Consider the following 17502-nt stretch of genomic DNA (forward strand, 5'->3'; position numbering starts at 1 on the left):
CCTTTTCTTACGTGCTTGCGGGTGTACGGGTGGTCTGTGCGACAGCGGGTGGTGCCGCCCGGGGCGCGGGCCGGCAGTCGAAGCTCTCCCGCAGCCGTGCCATCAGCTGGGTGAGCCGGCGGACGTCCTCGTCGGACCAGTCGCTCAGGCGCTCTGCCAGCACCTCGGTGGTCCGCCGGGACAGCTCGTCGAGCTGGGCGTCGCCGGCGGGGGTGAGGCGCAGGATGCGTGAGCGCTTGTCCGCGGGGTCGGGGGAGCGTTCGATCCAGCCCCGGTCCACGACGTGCGCGACATGGCGGCTCGTGACCGACATGTCCACCGCGAGCAGCTCGGCGAGCTTGCTCATGCGCATGTCGCCGTGGCGGCCCAGCAGGGTCAGAACGGCCGCCGATCCGCCGGGGCACTCGGCCGGCATGATCCGGCCGAGCTCCCGCTTCACGGCACCGAAGGCACTGAACTGGCGGACCAGCTCTTCGTACTGCGCCCTCTCGGCCATGACACCTCCCGCTTTCGTTGCTTAGGGCAACCATAGGAGCCGTTGGTTGCTGAAGGCAAATAAAGGAGGTGAATGCGGGGCCAAAACTTGGCAAAGGCAAGTATTGCGTCAGTAAATGTGCTGGTGGCGAGCCTGGCGGTACGGGTCAGGCGGGGGCAAACGGAAGTCCAACCCCCACTTGGGGAGCCCCGGCGTTTTCGCTAGGGTCTCGGGCCATGGCTAACAACCAGGCCCCCCAGGGCAATCACGACCCTGCCGGCAACACCCAGATGTTCCGCGCGTTCGTCGACGAGGCGCCGCAGGGGCGTCAGGCCACGGCAGCCGCCGGCGGCGGCCCGCGCATCGGCCTCATCCTCGGCGTCGTCGTCGCCGTGGCGATCGTCGCGGCGGTGGCTTGGCTGGCACTGAAGTAAGTCGCCGAGTACCAGGCGTTTCTGAGACCGGGTGGTCCGCGACTCGGCGCGATGAGGTGCCGGACGTCTGTGCGGAGGCCAGATGGTCCGCAACTCGGCATCGCAGGGTGCTCGGCGTCTGTGCCCGGGCCGGGTGGGTCCGCAACCCGGCGGAACGGCGTGCCGCTGCGCCCACCCGTGCCGCCCCTAGCGGCACGCATGCCCGCAGCTGGGCGGGATGGAGCGGCGCCCGCAGCGGCGGCCTGCGGCAGCCAGGGCGGGTGCGGCGCCCCGCGGCTGGGGCAGGGGCGGAAGCCCGTGGCCGGCGGCGCGGAGGGCCGAAGCCCGCGGCGGCTGGCGGGAGCCGGGACGTGCCCGCACCCGCGTACGGCGAGAAGGGGACGTGTCGGGGGGTGTCCGCCCGCAGCGGTTGGCGCGTCAACGGACAGTTAGTTGGTCCCCGACCCCATCGCGCCGTTCCGAGGACGGACACCCCCCGACGCGGCCCCGACCCACCACCCGGCGATAGGCGCTACCCGCACCCCCACCGAAGCAGCCACAGGCCGCCGCAGGCATCCCACGACGGCCCGAGCCCCACCACGTCAGTCCGAGATCAGGCCTTCCCGCAGCTGCGCCAGCGTGCGCGTCAGCAGCCGGGAGACGTGCATCTGCGAGATGCCGACCTCCTCGCCGATCTGCGACTGGGTCATGTTCGCGAAGAAGCGAAGCATGATGATCCGCCGCTCACGAGGCGGCAGCTTCGCCAGCAGCGGCTTCAGGGACTCGCGGTACTCCACGCCCTCCAGCGCGGTGTCCTCGTACCCCAGCCGGTCCGCCAGCGACCCCTCGCCGCCGTCGTCCTCGGGCGCCGGCGAGTCCAGCGAGGACGCCGTGTACGCGTTCCCCACCGCCAGCCCGTCGACGACGTCCTCCTCGGACACCCCGAGCACGGCCGCGAGTTCGGTGACCGTAGGAGACCGGTCCAGCTTCTGCGAAAGCTCGTCGCTCGCCTTCGTCAGCGCCAGCCGCAACTCCTGCAGCCGCCGCGGCACCCGCACCGACCACGACGTGTCACGGAAGAACCGCTTGATCTCCCCGACCACCGTCGGCATCGCGAACGTCGGGAACTCCACCCCGCGTTCGCAGTCGAACCGGTCGATCGCCTTGATCAGCCCGATCGTGCCGACCTGGACGATGTCCTCCATCGGCTCGTTCCGCGACCGGAACCGCGCCGCGGCGTACCTCACCAGCGGCAGGTTGAGCTCGATCAGAGTGTCACGGACATACGCACGCTCGGGGCTGTCCTCGTCGAGCGCGGCCAGCCGCAGGAACAGGGAGCGGGACAGGGTGCGGGTGTCGATGGCGCCCGCGGTCGGAACAACCGGGGCGGGCTCGGCCGCCAGGACGGCCGGAGCATCATCGATGGGGCCGAGTGAGTCGAGAGCATGGGGAGCTGTCTCGCTCTCCGCGAGCGTGAGCACCTTCGAGCTGCCCTGTTCTGCGGACATGCCACCCCCTTTGGGTCGCGGGACGGTCGCGGCGAACGCTCCCGTCTGAGGAACGCAGCCTTCACCTGAATACCGGAGCCGAAGCCCCGGCAAACGCGCTTCACGCAGAATGTCACATGTCGGCAACACGCTGTAGTGACATGTCGACATCTGAGACGCGAATAAGCCCTGCAAACAAGGGGTCTGACGGCCTGTAGGCCCGTAACTGCCAAGAACGGCCCTGATGAGCGATTCCCTCGCCCCGGTGACCTCTCGCTCGCGTTTGCGGTTACGCGTCGATCCTGTTCGCAGACCGCAATCGCTGGAAGCTACGCGCGAGTAGGCGCGAGACATGCATCTGCGAGACACCGAGCTCCGCGCTGATCTGAGACTGCGTGAGGTTGCTGTAGTACCGCAGCAGCAGAATCCGCTGCTCCCGCTCAGGCAGTTGTACGAGCAGATGCCGTACGAGATCCCGGTGCTCCACACCGTCCAGCGCGGGATCCTCGTAGCCGAGCCGGTCCAGCAGCCCCGGCAGCCCGTCGCCCTCCTGCGCGGCCTCCAGCGAGGTCGCGTGGTACGACCGACCGGCCTCGATGCAGGAGAGCACCTCGTCCTCGGTGATGCGCAGCCGCTCGGCGATCTCCGAGGTCGTCGGGGTGCGCCCGAAGGAGGTGGTCAGGTCCTCGGTCGCGCTGTTGACCTGCACCCACAGTTCGTGCAGCCGGCGCGGTACGTGGACCGTACGGACGTTGTCGCGGAAGTACCGCTTGATCTCGCCCACGACCGTCGGCATCGCGAAGGTCGGGAACTGCACGCCCCGGTCGGGGTCGAAGCGGTCGATGGCGTTGATGAGCCCGATGGTGCCGACCTGGACGACGTCCTCCATCGGCTCGTTCCGCGACCGGAACCGCGCCGCGGCGTACCGCACCAGCGGGAGGTTGGCCTCGATGAGCGCCCCGCGCACCCGGTCGTGCTCCGGCGTGCCCGGCTGGAGCTCCTTGAGCTGCCCGAAGAGGACCTGTGTGAGGGCGCGGGTGTCCGCACCACGGCTCCGCTGGGGGGTCGGTTGGGGAGTCGGCTGTGGAGTCGCTTGGGGAGTCGCTTCCGAGGAGGCTTCCGGGGCTGGGGAGGGTGCCTGAGGCGCAGTACTGGCCAGCACGGTCAACTCCACCTCGTCATCCGTCAACCCATCAGTGACCTCTTCCATCAAAAGCGGTCATAGCATCACAAGACATGTCCACTGTGTGCAAGCACCCCATAACTACGTGTTGAGGGTTGAAAACCGCCTATCCATCGCCCCACCGCACGGAAGAGCCCCCCGTCAGGACGACGGGGGGCTCGAAGTACCGGCGGCCGGGCGCCTCGGAACTCGTCTCAGAACTCGTAGTCGGCGATCACCCACGTGGCGAACTCGCGCCACAGCGCGACACCCGCCTGGTGGTCGGGATGCTCGACGTACCGCCGCAGCGCGTCCGCGTCGTCGAAGGCCGAGTTGATGGCGAAGTCGTGGGCGATGGGGCGGTCGCTGATGTTCCAGCCGAGCTCCCAGAAGCGGAGCTCGGGGATCGCGCCGTCGAGCGCGCGGAAGGCCTCGACGCCCCGCACGACGCGCGGGTCGTCGCGCTCGACGCCCTCGTTGAGCTTGAAGAGGACCAGGTGGCGGATCATCACTTTCCTCCGTCGGCGACCCACGTGGCGAAGTCGCCGAGGGCCTTGGCGGCGTCCGATATGCCCTGGAACCCTACCTGGACGTAGTCGGCGGCCTTCTCCGGATCCGTGATGATCACGTACGCCACGAAGACCACGACGACGTAGACGGCGACCTTCTTCGCGTTCACCGCCATCGCGGCCTCCCCAGTCACTGGTGTCCCATGCAGCGCACATGATCGCACGAAGGGTCCGAGCACCCGAAGGGGCGGAACGCACGAAGGGCCCCGTCCTCGGACGGGGCCCTTCTCAAGCGGTAGCGGAGGGATTTGAACCCTCGGTGACTTGCGCCACACTCGCTTTCGAGGCGAGCTCCTTCGGCCGCTCGGACACGCTACCGAGGGAGACCTTACAGCAAGGTGCGGCGTGCTTTGAAATCGGTATTCAGCGGGCCCGGAAGAACGCGGTGAGCAGCTCGGAGCACTCCCCGGCGAGCACGCCCTCGATCACCTCGGGCCGGTGGTTGAGCCGCCGGTCGCGGACCAGGTCCCAGAGGGAGCCGGCCGCGCCGGCCTTCTCGTCACGGGCGCCGTAGACGAGACGGTCGACGCGGGACTGCTGGATGGCGCCCGCGCACATCGTGCAGGGCTCCAGCGTCACCACGAGGGTGCAGCCGGAGAGCCGCCACTCGCCCAGTTCGGCGGCGGCCCGGCGGATGGCGAGGAGCTCCGCGTGGGCCGTCGGGTCGCCGCCGGCCTCGCGTTCGTTGTGCCCGGCGGCGAGGACGGTCGTGCCGTCCGGGGCCAGTACGACGGCGCCGACGGGGACGTCCCCGCCCCGGACGGCCTCGGCGGCCTCGTCCAGGGCGAGTCGCATCGCGGGCCGCCAGGGGTCACGGACCGGATCCGGCGGTCCTGGCCCGGTGGGACCGGTCAGCGGACGGTCTCCAGGGTCTCCGAGGCGCCCAGGGACTCGGCGATCTCGGTGACGGCCTCGGTCGACATCAGGCGCAGCTCCTTCTCGCTGACGCCGAGGTCGTCGAGGATCTCGGGGTCGCCGACGGGGCCGTGCGGCACGGCGTCCGCCGCTCCGGTGGCTCCGTCGCCGCCGTCGGCCTCGTCCTCGTCGGGTTCACCGTCCTCGGTGCCGTCGAGGTCGAGGGCGTCGAGGTCGTCCCCCTCGTCCGGGTCGCGGCCGAGCAGTTCGTCGGTGAGCAGGATCTCGCCGTAGCTGCTGCGGGCAGCGGCGGCGGCGTCCGAGACGTAGATACGAGGGTCGTCCTCGCCGTCCACGCGGACGACGCCGAACCAGGCGTCCTCCTGCTCGATGAGCACGAGCACCGTGTCCTCGTCGGGGGAGGATTCACGGGCCAGGTCGGCCAGATCCGACAGGGTTTCCACATCGTCGAGCTCTGTGTCGCTCGCTTTCCACCCGTCTTCGGTGCGCGCGAGCAGTGCGGCGAAGTACACCGTGACTCTCCCACTGGTCAGAGGCGTGCCGGTTGGGGGTCCCCCCGGCGGAGGTTGAGGGCGGGGAGTGCTCGTCCGAGCCCCGCCCACTCGGAATCGTGGCAGAAGAAGGGCGTTCAGGGGACGTCTTCGGCACCCTGTGTCCGGCAGTTTTGATCGCACGCCCGCTGCCGCCACCTGCGGATCGTACGCGGCTTTCCCCCACTCCACCCACGCTCACCGCGACAACGCCCGCGCGGTTCGCGATCTTCTCCAACGGTTTCCTCACCCGTTTCCTACCCGGAGGATTACGCGGCGGTCTGTCCCACGACTGGCCGCGTCCGGGTTCTCTCCGGGGAGAGGCACGCGGGCCCGCCGTGGGAGGCGTGCGGGGCGCCGCCGACAGGCCCGTCCGGGGTTCAGGTCGGACGTGTGCGGGGCCGGTGGTCGGGCGTGTTCCGGGCCGATGGCTGGACGCGGGCGGGGTGCCGATGACAGTTGTGCGGCTCACCGATGGCCGCGTGCGGGCCCGCCGTAGGAGGCGTGCGAGGCGCCGCCGACAGGCCCGTCTGAGCCCAGGTCGGACGCGGGCGGGGCCGAAGGCCGGACGGGCGCCCCGGCGAAGGACGGACACGGGCGGGGCTGTCGAGGGCAGGTGTTCGGGGCCCGTCGGTGGGCTCGTGTGGTTCCCGGTCGGGCCGGTCGGTGTTACCAGCGGAACGTGCGCATGCGCATGGCGTGTCGTAGGCGGGCCGTCTTGGCGCGGCGGGGCTGGACCCGGTCGCGTAGTTCGCGGGCCTCGGCGAGGTCGCGCAGGAAGCGGGCGCGGCGTCGGCGGCGTTCGGCGGACGACACGTCCGGATCGTCCGGTCGGCCGGCCGCCGGGTCCGCCCCGGGCCATGCGCGCGGCGACGGATCTTCTCGGTAGTCCCGGTCGGGCATCTGGCTCGTCACCCCCAGTTCGTCCTTCCTCGCCTTCCCCCGGACGGGCGATTGACGCCGGCGAACGCCGTGCGGCCCGTGTCACCCGGCCCGGCTACTGTTGTGGACATGCGTCTCCACGTCGTCGACCACCCACTGGTCGCCCACAAGCTCACCACGCTGCGCGACCAGCGCACCGACTCCGCGACCTTCCGCCGTCTCGCCGACGAGCTGGTCACCCTGCTCGCCTACGAGGCCACGCGCGACGTGCGCACCGAGCAGGTCGACATCCGGACCCCGGTGGCCACGACCACGGGCGTCAAGCTCTCCCACCCCCGCCCCCTGGTCGTGCCGATCCTGCGCGCCGGGCTCGGCATGCTCGACGGCATGGTCCGGCTGCTGCCGACCGCCGAGGTCGGCTTCCTCGGCATGATCCGCAACGAGGAGACGCTCGAGGCCTCCACGTACGCGACGCGGATGCCGGAGGACCTGTCGGGACGCCAGGTGTACGTGCTGGACCCGATGCTCGCCACCGGCGGCACGCTGGTCGCGGCGATCCAGGAGCTGATCAAGCGCGGCGCCGACGACGTCACCGCCGTGGTGCTGCTGGCCGCCCCGGAGGGCGTCGAGATCATGGAGCGCGAGCTGGCCGGCACCCCGGTGACGGTCGTGACCGCCTCGGTCGACGAGCGCCTGAACGAGCACGGCTACATCGTCCCGGGCCTCGGCGACGCGGGCGACCGGATGTACGGCGCGGCGGAGTAAGACACCCCCGGGGCCCCACGAGGCCCCACGAGGCCCCACGCACCGCCCCTCTCAGCAGCCCTTCTTCGGCGTAACCGCCGGCTCGGGCTTGGTCAGCTTGGCCAGGGCCTGGTCGGCGGCGGGCTTCTTCGCCAGTTCCTTGAAGCCGTCGCCGATGACGAGGTCGACGGCGGCACCCTTGCGGGCCGCCTCGGTACGCCGTTCGGCGCCCGGGAGCTGCGTGCCGAGCACCGGCAGCGAGGTGTCGAGGGCGGCGGCGGGGCCGAGCAGTACGCCGGTGCCCTTGACCTTCTTGTCGTACTGCTTGGTCGCGTTGCCCACGTCGCCGATCTTGAAGCCGCGCTTCTTCAGCTCGTCGGCGGTCTTCTTCGCCAGGCCGCTGCGGGTGGTGGCGTTGAAGACGTTGACCGTGATCGTGCGCGGCTCGGGCAGCGCCTTGGCGACGGGAGAGGCGCTCGCCTTGGTCCTGGGCGCGCAGTCCGTGCCGTTGCCGGCTGCCGAAGCCTTTCTGCCGCCGCCGGTGAAGACGTCGATGAGCTGCAGCGTGCCCCAGCCGCCCACGCCGAGCACAGCTACGGAGGCGACGACCACGACGACAAGCCGCCCATGCCGCCGGGGGCCCCGCATCCGGGGGTACTTGTTGCCCGTGATGCGGTACTTGCCGCCCATGCCGGGGGGAGTCAGCATGCTCATGAGCGCAGCGTAGTGCGCCTGGGCGACGATGCCTACTAGATGATCATTCGACATCGGCCAGACGGACCAGAGAGACCGTACGGACCAGCCGGACCGGACAGACCGTAAGGACCAGCCGGACCGGACAGACCGTAAGGACCGGCGGGACCAGCCGGACCCGAAAGGGCCAGCCCGTTACCGGCGGGGGTGGGTCAGTCCAGCTCGAGTACGCGGGCGTGCAGCACCTGGCGCTGCTGGAGCGCCGCCCGCACCGCGCGGTGCAGGCCGTCCTCCAGGTACAGATCGCCCTGCCACTTCACGACGTGCGCGAAGAGGTCGCCGTAGAACGTCGAGTCCTCGGCGAGGAGGGTCTCCAGGTCCAGCTGCCCCTTGGTCGTCACGAGCTGATCGAGGCGGACCGGGCGCGGCGCGACGTCCGCCCACTGCCGGGTGCTTTCCCGGCCGTGGTCGGGGTACGGCCGGCCGTTTCCGATGCGCTTGAAGATCACACGGAAAGCCTACCGGGCAAGACGTTCCGGGCGCAGCCATGGCGCCGTAGTGCGACGCTGAAAAAAACCCCACAAGGCGGTACGAACCGGGAACAGGGGCGTGAATATGCCGGACCGCGAGACCATGCCGTCGGCCCCTGCTCCGGAAGTGTCGGAGCGTGCCGCCGCCCTCCCCCAGGAGGCCCTGAAGATCGCCTCCGGCTACGCCTTCTCCGGCCCGGCCCTGCATCTGGGCGCCCTGTTGTGGGACGGGACGTGCCTGCCGGACGCGCAGATCCGGGTGCCGCTGGCGATGCTCAACCGCCATGGCCTGGTCGCGGGCGCCACCGGCACCGGCAAGACCAAGACGCTCCAGCTCATCGCCGAGCAACTGTCCGCCCAGGGCGTGCCCGTCTTCCTCGCCGACATCAAGGGCGACCTCTCCGGGATCGCGGCCCCGGGCCGCGCGGACGCCCGGGTCGAGGGCCGGGCCAAGGACGTCCATCAGCGGTGGACGGGGACGGGTTTCCCGGCCGAGTACTTCGCCCTCGGCGGCATCGGCCGCGGTATCCCCGTCCGGGCCACGGTCACCGGCTTCGGGCCGGTGCTGCTGTCCAAGGTGCTGCGGCTGAACCGGACCCAGGAGCAGTCCCTCGCGCTGATCTTCCACTACGCCGACGGCAAGGGCCTGGAGCTGATCGACCTCAAGGACCTCAGGGCGGTCGTGACCTTCCTGACCTCGGACGAGGGCCGCCAGGAGCTGAAGACGATCGGTGGTCTGTCGGCCGCCACGGCCGGGGTGATCCTGCGGTCCCTGACGGCCTTCGAGGCGCAGGGCGCGTCCGGTTTCTTCGGGGAGCCGGAGTTCGACACCGCCGAGTTGCTCCGGACGGGTGAGGACGGACGCGGCATCGTCTCAGTACTGGAGCTGAACGCCGTACAGGACCGGCCGCAGCTGTTCTCGACGTTCCTGATGTGGCTGCTCGCCGACCTCTTCCACGATCTGCCCGAGCTCGGCGACGTGGACAAGCCCCGGCTGGTCTTCTTCCTCGACGAGGCGCATCTGCTCTTCGACGACGCCTCCGAGGCGTTTCTGGAGTCCATCACGCAGACCGTGCGCCTGATTCGCTCGAAAGGGGTCGGCGTCTTCTTCGTGACGCAGACCCCGAGGGACGTCCCGGCCGATGTCCTCGCCCAGCTCGGCAACCGCGTCCAGCACGCGTTGCGCGCCTTCACGCCCGACGACCAGAAGGCCCTCAACGCCACGGTGAAGACCTTCCCGAAGTCGCCCTACGACCTCGAAGAGGTGCTGACCAACCTGGGGACGGGCGAGGCGGTGGTGACGGTGCTCAGCGAGAAGGGCGCCCCCACGCCGGTCGCCGCGACCCGGCTGCGCGCGCCCGAGTCCTTGATGGGGCCGGTCGGGCAGGAGGCCCTGGACCGGGCGGTGGAGGAGTCGCCGCTGTACGAGCGGTACGCCCGGGCCGTGGACCGGGAGTCGGCGTACGAGCGGCTGACGGCCGACAAGGCCGGCCAGGGTGACCGGCGCGGCCGTGGGGCGAAGGGGCCGGACGAGATGCGGGACGCGGCCCCTCCGGTGGAGGAGGAACGCCCCTCCGCTGTGGAGCAGGTGGTCGGCAGCGGGGTGTTCAAGTCCCTGGCCCGGTCGGTGGGGACGCAGATCGGCCGGGAGATCACACGGTCGCTGTTCGGAACGGCCCGGCGTTCGGGGCGGCGGAGGCGCTAGTCCGGCGTTCGTTCGTCCGTCTCCGCCGCCGCGGCTCGATCAGTCGCGTTCGTGTTCCTTCGGGGGCCGCTGCGGCTCCCGGGTGTCCGGCTTGGGCTGGGGCGGCTGGGGCGGCTTGGGGGCGTTGCGGGCGGCCTCGGCGCGCAGCAGGGCGCGCATGACCGCGTAGGGGTCTTGAAGCATGGCTGTTCCTCGTCGTTCCTCGTCGTTCCTGTTCCGTGCGGGGCTGTGGGATGGCCGGTGGCCGGTCCGGTCAGCAGCGCAGGACTTCGGAGCGGAGGTGGCGAGAGCCGTGCGTCGGGCTCGGCGGCACGGGCACGGGGCGCGGTGCGGTGTACACGGGCCCGGGGGCCGGGCGCGGGGCGGGACGGGGCGGTACGGCGGCGCGCCGGGCTCCCCGGGCCGAGGGGCGCAGGACCGTGTCGAGGACATCGCACTCGACGACCGTGCCCTCCCCGGAGACGGCGACCGCCGGCCCGGTACAGGCCTCGGCGTGCGCGCCCGGCAGAAGCAGGGCGAGCAACAGGACGAGCACCCGCGGCCATGAGTTCCGGCGGGTGCCGCACGGGACCGTCATGGTCCATGCTTGGACCCGGCCGGAAGGGCCCGCCACCTGGGGCGGGCCACGTGGCTGATGCCTGCTGGGCGTTACTTGCCGGCGGCCTTCGCCGCCTTCGCCGCTGCCTTCATCTCCTGCTTGTGCGCGCGCACCTTGACCAGCGACTCGGGGCCGGTGATGTCGGCGACGGAACGGAAGGACTGCGGCTCGCCGTACGCGCCCGCGGCCTCCCGCCAGCCCTCCGGTCGCACGCCGAGTTGCTTGCCGAGGAGGGCGAGGAAGATCTGGGCCTTCTGCTTGCCGAAGCCCGGGAGGCCGGCCAGTCGCTTGAGCAGTTCCTTGCCGGTGCCGGCGTCCTTCCAGACGGCCTCGGCGTCACCGTCGTAGTGCTCGACGAGGTACTGGCAGAGCTGCTGGATCCGCTTGGCCATGGAGCCCGGGTAGCGGTGCACGGCCGGCTTCTGGGAGAGCAGCGCGGCGAAGGCCTCCGGTTCGTGCGCGGCGATCTCGTGCGCGTCCAGGTCGTCCGCGCCGAGCCGCTGGGCGATCGTCGCCGGACCCTTGAACGCCCACTCCATCGGGACTTGCTGGTCCAGCAGCATCCCGACCAGTGCGGCGAGCGGACTGCGGCCGAGCAGCGCGTCGGCCTCGGGGTCCTGGGCGAGGTGAAGGGTGACGTCCATGCCCCGATCATCCCCCGGTCCGGGCCGGGCCGCGTCCGCAGCCCTCTAGGACGCCCGCCAGTACCCCAGCGCGTGCACCCGCTGCTTGGGCAGGCCCAGTTCCTTGCGTACGTACGCCGCCAGGGTCCGGGTCGTCGCCGTGTCGCAGGCGATCCAGACGTACGGGTCGGAGGCGTCCTGGAGCAGCCCGGGCAGGTCCGTCTTCACTCGGTCGACGAGCTGGGCGCCGGAGTCCTGGCGCGGCACATGGCGCAGCTCGTGCCGGTCCGGGTCGGTGCGGAACGGCAGGTCCTCGCCGCCGCCCTCGAACCAGACGGTGGCCGGGGCGGAGCCCAGCGCGTCCAGCAGGGAGTTGATGGCCGGCAGCGAGGCCGGGTCGCCGACGGCGAAGACGTGCGAGGGCGCGGGGCTCGGGTGTTCGAAGCCGGTGCCCTGGACGGTCGCCTCGACGGTGTCACCGGGCTTCGCCGCCCTGGCCCAGTCGCTGGCGCACCCCTCGTGCAGCGCGAACTCCAGGCTGAAGGTGCCGGCCTCCGGGTCCGGGTCGACCAGGGTGTAGGCCCGCTGGTGGGGCTTGCCCGCGTTGTCGAACCACAGCCGGACCCACATGGTCGGATGGACACCGGCCGCCGCCAGCAGACCGCCGTCGGTGAAGGAGAGCCGCCGGTAGTCCGGAGTGACGTCCTCCGAGCCCGTCACCGTGAACACGAAATCCTTCGCGCGCAGCAGCTTGAGGACCGCGCCTTCCCAACCCCGCCCCTGCCCCATCGCTTCTTCACCCTTCACGTACTATTCCGCCACGATCGACTTAGGCAAGCCTAACCTAAAGAACAGAAGGAGCACAGCGTGGCCACCGAGATCTACCGCGATGCCTGGGGCATTCCGCATCTGCGCGCCGGCAGCGCGGCCGAACTCGCCCACGCCCAGGGCCGCGTCACCGCCCGCGACCGCGCCTGGCAGCTGGAGGTCGAACGGCACCGGGCCCAGGGCACCTCGGCGTCCTTCCTCGGCGAGAGCGCCCTGGCCTGGGACCGGTTCGCCAGACGGGCCAGACTCGACGACACGGCCAGACGCTGCTTTGAGGAGCTGGAGAGACAGGATCCGGAGACGGCCCAGTGGGTGCGGACGTACGTCGACGGGGTCAACGCGGGGCTGGCGGAGGGAGCCGGGTCCGCCCCCGAGTTCGCCCGCACCGGCCTCACCCCCGGCCCCTGGCACCCCTGGACCCCGCTCGGCGTCTGGCTCGCCACGCACATCCTCTTCGCCGGGTTCCCGGCCAAGCTCTGGCGCGAGCAGGCCCTGAACCACCTGGACGAGGACGCCATCGGCCTGTTCGCCACCGACGGCCCCGGCACCTCCGGCTCCAACGGCTGGCTGGTGAGCGGGGAGCGGACCGTCACCGGGCACGCCGTCATCGCCGGCGACCCCCACCGCTGGATCGAGGACCCGGGCGTCTACCAGCAGATCCATCTGTCCTGCCCCGAGTTCGACGTCGTGGGCCTCGCCGTCCCCGGTGTCCCCGGCATCGCCCACTTCGGGCACACCGGCACCGTCGCCTGGGCCATCACCAACGCCATGTCCGACTACCAGGACCTCTACCGGGAGCGGCTGCGGCGCACCGGGGCCGGAGTGGAGGCCCTCGGCCCGGACGGGGTCTGGCACCGGGCGGCCCGGCACACCGAGGTCGTCGAGGTGGCGGGCGAGGAGCCGGTCGAGGTCGAGGTGATCGAGACCGACCGGGGCCCGCTCGTCATCGGCGGCCCCGAAGGCCTCGACGGCGACCCGGCCGACCCCTTGGACGTGCCGGTGGCGATCAGCCTCCGCTACCCGCCCCGCGTCACCGGCGACCTCGGCTTCGGCGCCCTGCTGCCGCTGCTGCGGGCCCGCCGCGTCGCCGACGTCGACCAGGCCTTCGACCGGTGGGCCGAGCCGGTCAACGTCGTCCAGGCCGCCGACACCGAGGGCGGTGTCCTGCACCGCGTCGCCGGATGGGTGCCGCTGCGCGCCGAGTCCAACCGCCTGCGCCTGGTGCCCGCCTGGGAACCCGGCCATGAGTGGCGGGGCCGGCAGGAAACGCCCCGCGCCGGGCTCACCGACGGCGTCGCCGTCATGGCCAACCAGCGCGGCCCGGCCGAACCCCTCGGCGTCGAGTTCGCCCCGCCGCACCGCTCCGGCCGCATCGCCGAGCTGCTCTCCGGCAAGGAGCGCTGGTCCGCCGCCGACATGCCCGCGATCCACACGGACACCCACCTCGCCTCGGCCGGCCCCCTGCTGGACCACCTCCGGGCCCTCCCCGACCTCACCCCCGAGGCCGCCGCCCTCCGCGACCGCCTCCTCTCCTGGGACCGCCGCATGGACGCCGGCAGCGCCGACGCGGCGCTCTACGCGGCGGTGCGCGGAGCGGTCGTACGACAGCTGGCGGCACACCCGGCCTTCGCCGCGCTCGCCGTACCCCCGGCCTACCCGGAGGTGTTCCAGCCCTGGCTGGCCCTCCTCCCGCGCGTCGGCTTCGCCCTCGAACACCTGCTGCGCGCCGAGGACCTGTACGGAATCGACCGCCCGGCGGCCGTCCGCTCGGCGATCGAGGAGGTCGCCGAGCGGCCCCCGGCCGGCGTCTGGGGCGACACCCACCGCCTCACCCCCTGGCGCCCGCTGCACCCCGAGACGCCGTACGACGAACCGGCGCTGTCCGGCGACCACGACTGCGTGCTGTGCACCTCGGGGGTGCCGGGCCTCACCGACCGCGCCGCCCGTGGCCCGGCGGCCCGTTACATCTGGGACCTGGCCCGGCGCGACGACAGCCGCTGGGTGGTCCCGCTCGGCGCCTCGGGCGTCCCCGGCTCACCCCACCACCGCGACCAGCTCACCCTGTGGCTCGCGGGAGACCTCGTCCCGGTCGTCACCGACTGGACCCTGCTGAAGAAGGAAACCGATGTCTGACCCCCACATCCCCTACGCCTCCCGCACGGCCGTCCACGAGCAGGTGACCGACGGCTTCGGCACCGTTCGCGTCCTGCCGCTGGACCCGGAGTCCGACGCCGCCGTGATCCACCGCTGGGTGAACGAGGACCGGGCCGCCTTCTGGGGCATGAACGACCTCACCGAGCGTCAGGTGGCCGAGACCTACGCCCACCTGGACACCCTCACCACCCACCACGCCCACCTCGTCGTCCGCGACGGCGAGCCCGTCGCCGTCCTCCAGACCTACGAGCCCGAGGCCGACCGCGTCAGCGAGGCCTACGACGTCCGCCCCGGCGACATCGGCGTCCACCTGCTCCTCGCCCCCGTCGGCCCGGGCGGCACCCGCTCCGGCTGGACGGCCCTCCTCGTGGCGTCCATCGCCGGGTACGTCCTGCTGGGCCTGGACCGACGGCGGGTCGTGGTCGACCCGGACGTACGCAACGAGAAGGCGGTCACCCGCTTCCTCAAACTGGGCTTCACGGCGGGGCCGGTCGTCGTCCTGCCCGAGATCGACCTGCCCGACGTGTACCTCCCGGAGAAGAAGGCACAGCTCGCCTTCCTCGACCGGGAAGTACTCTTCCCCGCGTGACGCCCGAGGACCTCATCGCGCACTACGCCCTGGAACCGATCCCCCGCGAAGGCGGCCTGTTCCGCCAGACCTGGGCCGGCCCCCAACGCCCCGACGGCCGCCCCGAGGGCACGGCGATCGTCGCCCTCCTCACAGCCGACGCCTTCTCCGCCCTCCACCGCCTCCCGACCGACGAGGTCTGGCACTTCTACCTCGGCGATCCCCTGGAGCTCCTTCTGCTCGCCCCGGACAGGAGCACGCGGACGGTGGTGCTCGGGCCGGATGTCCTGGGTGGCCAGCACGTCCAGTTCACCGTCCCGGCAGGTACGTGGATGGGCGGGAGGTCCCAGGGGGAGTGGACCTTGTTCGGCTGCACGATGGCGCCCGGCTTCACGTTCGAGGGCTATGAACACGGGGACGAGGCGGAGCTGACGGCGAGCTATCCGACAGAGGCGGAAAAGATCGCAGGACTGTCAGCCACCTAGGGGCGCGGGGAACTGCGCGAACAACCCCCACCGGCCCGCGGCCGCCTCACTACACACGCAACCACCCCGATGAGCACTACACCCTTCTCATCCGTACGTATCCGGAAGCCGCACAGCCCCGACCCCGGAGAACCACGTGGACCCACGGCGGAACGAGGAGCGCAATGTCGGACACCCCCGGCGAATCCAAGCCCTGGTGCTGCTCGGCACCGTGCTGGTCCTGCTCTTCCTCAGCGGAACCCCCGCCTCCGCCCACGCGGCCCTCCGCAGCACCGACCCTGACGATGGATCCGTCGTCAAACAGGCCCCCCGCAGTGTCACCCTGACCTTCACCGAATCCGTAGGCCTGCTCGACGACTCCTTCCGGGTCTTCGGCCCCGACCAGCGCCGCGTCCCCACCGGCGAGGCCACACACGCGGACGGCCGCTCCGACACGGCCCGGGTCGGACTGCCCGGGAAGCTCGCCCAGGGCACCTACACGGTGGCCTGGCGGGTGGTCTCCGCCGACAGCCACCCCGTCTCCGGCGCCTTCACCTTCTCCGTCGGCAAACGGTCCGCCACATCCACGCAGATCGACACCGGCCCGGACGAGGACCCGCTGACCGGCGGCCTCTACGACGCCGCCCGCTACCTCGCCTACCTCGCCGCCGCACTGCTCGTCGGAGCGGCGGCGTTCGCGCTGCTGTGCCGTCCCGCGAACAGGTCCCCGCTGCGCATACCGCTGGTGACGGCCTGGTGGACGCTGCTGGGCTCGACGGTCGTCCTGCTCCTGCTGCGCGCCCCGTACGAGGCGGGCTCCGGCCCGGCCGCGGCCTTCGACGCCTCCGCCCTCGGCCGCACCCTGACCAGCCGCCCGGGCCTGGCCCTGCTCGCCAGGCTGGCCGTTCTGCTGCTGACCGCCGTGTTCCTGGTGTGGCTCTCCAGGCGCTGGAACAGCCGCGACAGCGAGGACAGCCGGGACAGCGAGGACGTCCAGGCCGGCCACGACCGCCCGGAGACCGTGCCGCTTGCGGTGGGCACGGCCCTGGCCGTCGCACTGGCCCTGACCTGGGCGGCGGCCGAGCACGCCTCCGCCGGGATCCAGGTGCCGCTGGCGATGACGTCGTCCGTGCTGCATCTGCTGGCGACCGGGGTCTGGCTGGGCGGCCTCGTGGCCCTGCTCCTGACCCTGCGCCGCTCGTCCGGCGAGGACCTGACGGAGGTCGTGCCCCGCTTCTCCCGTATCGCCTTCGCCTCGGTGACGGTCCTGGTCGTCACCGGCGTCTACCAGTCCTGGCGCGGCCTCGGCTCCGTCTCCGCGCTGAGCGGCACGTCGTACGGCCGGCTGCTGCTCGCGAAACTGGTCGCGGTGACCGTGCTGGTCATGGCCGCCGCGTACTCACGCCGCTGGACGGCCGCCATCGCGGCCCCGGCGACCGCAGAGGCGACGGCACAGACGACCGCACGGGCGACCGCGTCGGCGACAGCCCCGGCCGTCGCCGTACGCGAACGGGTCGCGCAGCCGGTCGGCGCCCCGCCACCACCGGAGGCGACCGGAGAGCCGAAGCCCCCATCCCCCGAGCCGGAAGACGGGGACAGGGACACGCCAGGGGAGACGGACACGGACCTGCAACGGCGAGGCCTGCGCCGCTCCGTCCTCATCGAGGTCGCCGTCGCCGCCGTGGTGCTGCTGATCACGACCCTGCTCACCACCACACTGCCGGGCCGCGCCCAGGCCGAGGCCGCCCAGCAGGCCCCGGCGGGAACGCTGCCGCCCACGACGCTCGTCACGGTGCCCTACGACACGGGCCTGGACACCCTGGACGGCCGGGGCAAGGTTCTGGTCACCGTCGACCCCGCGCGGGTCGGCGAGAACGGCATCCAGGCCGTGGTCCACGGCGCCGACGGGGGCCCGATCGTCGTCCCCGAGGTCCGTATCACCTTCACCCTGCCGTCCCGCAAGGTCGGCCCGATCGACGCCGAACTCAGAGACGTCGGCTACTGGAGCACCAATTCCCTCACCCTGCCCCTCCCCGGGACCTGGACGATGAAGACGACCGTGCGGGTGTCGGACGTCGACCAGGTGACGGTCTCGAAGCGGATACGTATCGCCCCCTAGGCCCCCGGCCCGGCCCGCCCTCGCCGAAGTTCACACAGACACCGTCAACTTCCTTCCGTGCGGACCCCGTTGTCCGGCCAGA

Annotated in this window: 21 protein-coding genes and 1 tRNA gene; 7 read left to right on the plus strand and 15 right to left on the minus strand. The window is 71.7% G+C overall.

What is annotated here, in order from left to right; translation table 11 throughout:
- Positions 1 to 7 precede the first annotated feature (7 nt).
- Complete coding sequence (locus KJK29_RS19455; RefSeq protein WP_215120423.1) at positions 8 to 496, minus strand: MarR family winged helix-turn-helix transcriptional regulator; 489 nt, start codon at positions 494 to 496, stop codon at positions 8 to 10.
- A 215-nt stretch (positions 497 to 711) separates the two neighbouring features.
- On the opposite strand from KJK29_RS19455, the gene KJK29_RS19460 reads away from it, so the two are divergent.
- The gene (locus KJK29_RS19460) at positions 712 to 909 is read left to right on the plus strand and encodes a hypothetical protein (protein WP_215120424.1); all 198 of its coding nucleotides are present in this window, start codon (positions 712 to 714) and stop codon (positions 907 to 909) included.
- A gap of 581 nt (positions 910 to 1490) precedes the next feature.
- On the opposite strand, the gene KJK29_RS19465 is transcribed toward KJK29_RS19460, so the two are convergent.
- The 8 genes from KJK29_RS19465 to KJK29_RS19500 all read right to left on the minus strand — a co-directional run bounded on the left by KJK29_RS19465 (position 1491) and on the right by KJK29_RS19500 (position 6415).
- Complete coding sequence (locus tag KJK29_RS19465; RefSeq protein ID WP_215120425.1) at positions 1491 to 2396, minus strand: RNA polymerase sigma factor SigF; 906 nt, start codon at positions 2394 to 2396, stop codon at positions 1491 to 1493.
- Positions 2397 to 2664: 268 nt separating this feature from the next.
- Positions 2665 to 3585: an RNA polymerase sigma factor SigF gene (locus KJK29_RS19470; protein WP_215120426.1), complete on the minus strand. Its 921-nt coding sequence runs from the start codon at positions 3583 to 3585 to the stop codon at positions 2665 to 2667.
- A 167-nt stretch (positions 3586 to 3752) separates the two neighbouring features.
- Positions 3753 to 4046, minus strand: coding sequence for a Dabb family protein (locus tag KJK29_RS19475; RefSeq protein WP_215120427.1), 294 nt, complete (start codon positions 4044 to 4046; stop codon positions 3753 to 3755).
- Entirely contained in the window at positions 4046 to 4222 is a 177-nt protein-coding gene (locus tag KJK29_RS19480) for a hypothetical protein (RefSeq protein ID WP_215120428.1), read from the minus strand. The genes KJK29_RS19475 and KJK29_RS19480 overlap by 1 nt, the downstream gene beginning before the upstream one ends.
- Positions 4223 to 4339: 117 nt before the next feature.
- Positions 4340 to 4424 (minus strand) — tRNA-Ser (locus KJK29_RS19485).
- Positions 4425 to 4469: 45 nt separating this feature from the next.
- Positions 4470 to 4901, minus strand: coding sequence for a tRNA adenosine(34) deaminase TadA (gene tadA / locus KJK29_RS19490; protein WP_215120429.1), 432 nt, complete (start codon positions 4899 to 4901; stop codon positions 4470 to 4472).
- Between the two features lie 56 nt (positions 4902 to 4957).
- The gene (locus KJK29_RS19495; protein ID WP_215120430.1) at positions 4958 to 5494 is read right to left on the minus strand and encodes a tRNA adenosine deaminase-associated protein; all 537 of its coding nucleotides are present in this window, start codon (positions 5492 to 5494) and stop codon (positions 4958 to 4960) included.
- A 687-nt stretch (positions 5495 to 6181) separates the two neighbouring features.
- On the minus strand, positions 6182 to 6415 hold the full coding sequence (locus KJK29_RS19500; RefSeq protein ID WP_215124358.1) for a hypothetical protein: 234 nt from the start codon (positions 6413 to 6415) through the stop codon (positions 6182 to 6184).
- A gap of 108 nt (positions 6416 to 6523) precedes the next feature.
- Between KJK29_RS19500 and upp the strand changes: the two genes are divergently transcribed.
- The gene (gene upp / locus KJK29_RS19505; RefSeq protein ID WP_189727300.1) at positions 6524 to 7159 is read left to right on the plus strand and encodes a uracil phosphoribosyltransferase; all 636 of its coding nucleotides are present in this window, start codon (positions 6524 to 6526) and stop codon (positions 7157 to 7159) included.
- 51 nt (positions 7160 to 7210) lie between these two features.
- Here upp and KJK29_RS19510 read toward each other — a convergent pair whose 3' ends face one another.
- Both KJK29_RS19510 and KJK29_RS19515 read right to left on the minus strand, forming a co-directional pair.
- Complete coding sequence (locus KJK29_RS19510) at positions 7211 to 7828, minus strand: LytR C-terminal domain-containing protein (RefSeq protein WP_215124359.1); 618 nt, start codon at positions 7826 to 7828, stop codon at positions 7211 to 7213.
- Between the two features lie 215 nt (positions 7829 to 8043).
- Positions 8044 to 8340, minus strand: coding sequence for a type II toxin-antitoxin system VapB family antitoxin (locus KJK29_RS19515; protein WP_003999914.1), 297 nt, complete (start codon positions 8338 to 8340; stop codon positions 8044 to 8046).
- Between the two features lie 106 nt (positions 8341 to 8446).
- Here KJK29_RS19515 and KJK29_RS19520 point away from each other — a divergent pair, with 106 nt between their 5' ends.
- On the plus strand, positions 8447 to 10066 hold the full coding sequence (locus KJK29_RS19520; RefSeq protein ID WP_215120431.1) for a helicase HerA-like domain-containing protein: 1620 nt from the start codon (positions 8447 to 8449) through the stop codon (positions 10064 to 10066).
- Positions 10067 to 10105: 39 nt separating this feature from the next.
- On the opposite strand, the gene KJK29_RS19525 is transcribed toward KJK29_RS19520, so the two are convergent.
- The 4 genes from KJK29_RS19525 to KJK29_RS19540 form a co-directional block, all read right to left on the minus strand.
- The gene (locus KJK29_RS19525; protein WP_215120432.1) at positions 10106 to 10249 is read right to left on the minus strand and encodes a hypothetical protein; all 144 of its coding nucleotides are present in this window, start codon (positions 10247 to 10249) and stop codon (positions 10106 to 10108) included.
- A 70-nt stretch (positions 10250 to 10319) separates the two neighbouring features.
- The gene (locus tag KJK29_RS19530; protein WP_215120433.1) at positions 10320 to 10643 is read right to left on the minus strand and encodes a hypothetical protein; all 324 of its coding nucleotides are present in this window, start codon (positions 10641 to 10643) and stop codon (positions 10320 to 10322) included.
- A 71-nt stretch (positions 10644 to 10714) separates the two neighbouring features.
- Positions 10715 to 11308, minus strand: coding sequence for an HhH-GPD-type base excision DNA repair protein (locus tag KJK29_RS19535; RefSeq protein WP_215120434.1), 594 nt, complete (start codon positions 11306 to 11308; stop codon positions 10715 to 10717).
- A 45-nt stretch (positions 11309 to 11353) separates the two neighbouring features.
- Positions 11354 to 12076, minus strand: coding sequence for a siderophore-interacting protein (locus KJK29_RS19540; protein WP_215124360.1), 723 nt, complete (start codon positions 12074 to 12076; stop codon positions 11354 to 11356).
- A 78-nt stretch (positions 12077 to 12154) separates the two neighbouring features.
- Here KJK29_RS19540 and KJK29_RS19545 point away from each other — a divergent pair, with 78 nt between their 5' ends.
- The 4 genes from KJK29_RS19545 to KJK29_RS19560 all read left to right on the plus strand — a co-directional run bounded on the left by KJK29_RS19545 (position 12155) and on the right by KJK29_RS19560 (position 17420).
- The gene (locus tag KJK29_RS19545) at positions 12155 to 14248 is read left to right on the plus strand and encodes a penicillin acylase family protein (RefSeq protein ID WP_215120435.1); all 2094 of its coding nucleotides are present in this window, start codon (positions 12155 to 12157) and stop codon (positions 14246 to 14248) included.
- Positions 14241 to 14858: a GNAT family N-acetyltransferase gene (locus tag KJK29_RS19550; protein WP_215120436.1), complete on the plus strand. Its 618-nt coding sequence runs from the start codon at positions 14241 to 14243 to the stop codon at positions 14856 to 14858. Before KJK29_RS19545 ends, KJK29_RS19550 begins: the two co-directional genes overlap by 8 nt.
- Positions 14855 to 15322, plus strand: coding sequence for a cupin domain-containing protein (locus KJK29_RS19555; protein WP_215120437.1), 468 nt, complete (start codon positions 14855 to 14857; stop codon positions 15320 to 15322). The genes KJK29_RS19550 and KJK29_RS19555 overlap by 4 nt, the downstream gene beginning before the upstream one ends.
- 196 nt (positions 15323 to 15518) lie before the next feature.
- Positions 15519 to 17420 (plus strand): copper resistance protein CopC, encoded by a 1902-nt coding sequence (locus KJK29_RS19560; RefSeq protein ID WP_215124361.1) that lies wholly within the window; start codon positions 15519 to 15521, stop codon positions 17418 to 17420.
- Positions 17421 to 17502: the final 82 nt, after the last annotated feature.

Origin of the sequence: Streptomyces koelreuteriae, assembly GCF_018604545.1 — a bacterium.
GTDB lineage: Bacteria > Actinomycetota > Actinomycetes > Streptomycetales > Streptomycetaceae > Streptomyces > Streptomyces koelreuteriae.

Coding starts and splice junctions, on each gene's coding strand:
- KJK29_RS19525 (WP_215120432.1), bottom strand. CDS start 10,249: ATGCTTCAAGACCCCTACGCGGTCATGCGCGCCCTGCTGCGCGCCGAG.
- KJK29_RS19480 (WP_215120428.1), bottom strand. CDS start 4,222: ATGGCGGTGAACGCGAAGAAGGTCGCCGTCTACGTCGTCGTGGTCTTC.
- KJK29_RS19520 (WP_215120431.1), top strand. CDS start 8,447: ATGCCGGACCGCGAGACCATGCCGTCGGCCCCTGCTCCGGAAGTGTCG.
- KJK29_RS19455 (WP_215120423.1), bottom strand. CDS start 496: ATGGCCGAGAGGGCGCAGTACGAAGAGCTGGTCCGCCAGTTCAGTGCC.
- tadA (WP_215120429.1), bottom strand. CDS start 4,901: ATGCGACTCGCCCTGGACGAGGCCGCCGAGGCCGTCCGGGGCGGGGAC.
- upp (WP_189727300.1), top strand. CDS start 6,524: ATGCGTCTCCACGTCGTCGACCACCCACTGGTCGCCCACAAGCTCACC.
- KJK29_RS19500 (WP_215124358.1), bottom strand. CDS start 6,415: ATGCCCGACCGGGACTACCGAGAAGATCCGTCGCCGCGCGCATGGCCC.
- KJK29_RS19550 (WP_215120436.1), top strand. CDS start 14,241: ATGTCTGACCCCCACATCCCCTACGCCTCCCGCACGGCCGTCCACGAG.
- KJK29_RS19465 (WP_215120425.1), bottom strand. CDS start 2,396: ATGTCCGCAGAACAGGGCAGCTCGAAGGTGCTCACGCTCGCGGAGAGC.
- KJK29_RS19470 (WP_215120426.1), bottom strand. CDS start 3,585: ATGGAAGAGGTCACTGATGGGTTGACGGATGACGAGGTGGAGTTGACC.
- KJK29_RS19540 (WP_215124360.1), bottom strand. CDS start 12,076: ATGGGGCAGGGGCGGGGTTGGGAAGGCGCGGTCCTCAAGCTGCTGCGC.
- KJK29_RS19510 (WP_215124359.1), bottom strand. CDS start 7,828: ATGGGCGGCAAGTACCGCATCACGGGCAACAAGTACCCCCGGATGCGG.
- KJK29_RS19535 (WP_215120434.1), bottom strand. CDS start 11,308: ATGGACGTCACCCTTCACCTCGCCCAGGACCCCGAGGCCGACGCGCTG.
- KJK29_RS19475 (WP_215120427.1), bottom strand. CDS start 4,046: ATGATCCGCCACCTGGTCCTCTTCAAGCTCAACGAGGGCGTCGAGCGC.
- KJK29_RS19460 (WP_215120424.1), top strand. CDS start 712: ATGGCTAACAACCAGGCCCCCCAGGGCAATCACGACCCTGCCGGCAAC.
- KJK29_RS19530 (WP_215120433.1), bottom strand. CDS start 10,643: ATGACGGTCCCGTGCGGCACCCGCCGGAACTCATGGCCGCGGGTGCTC.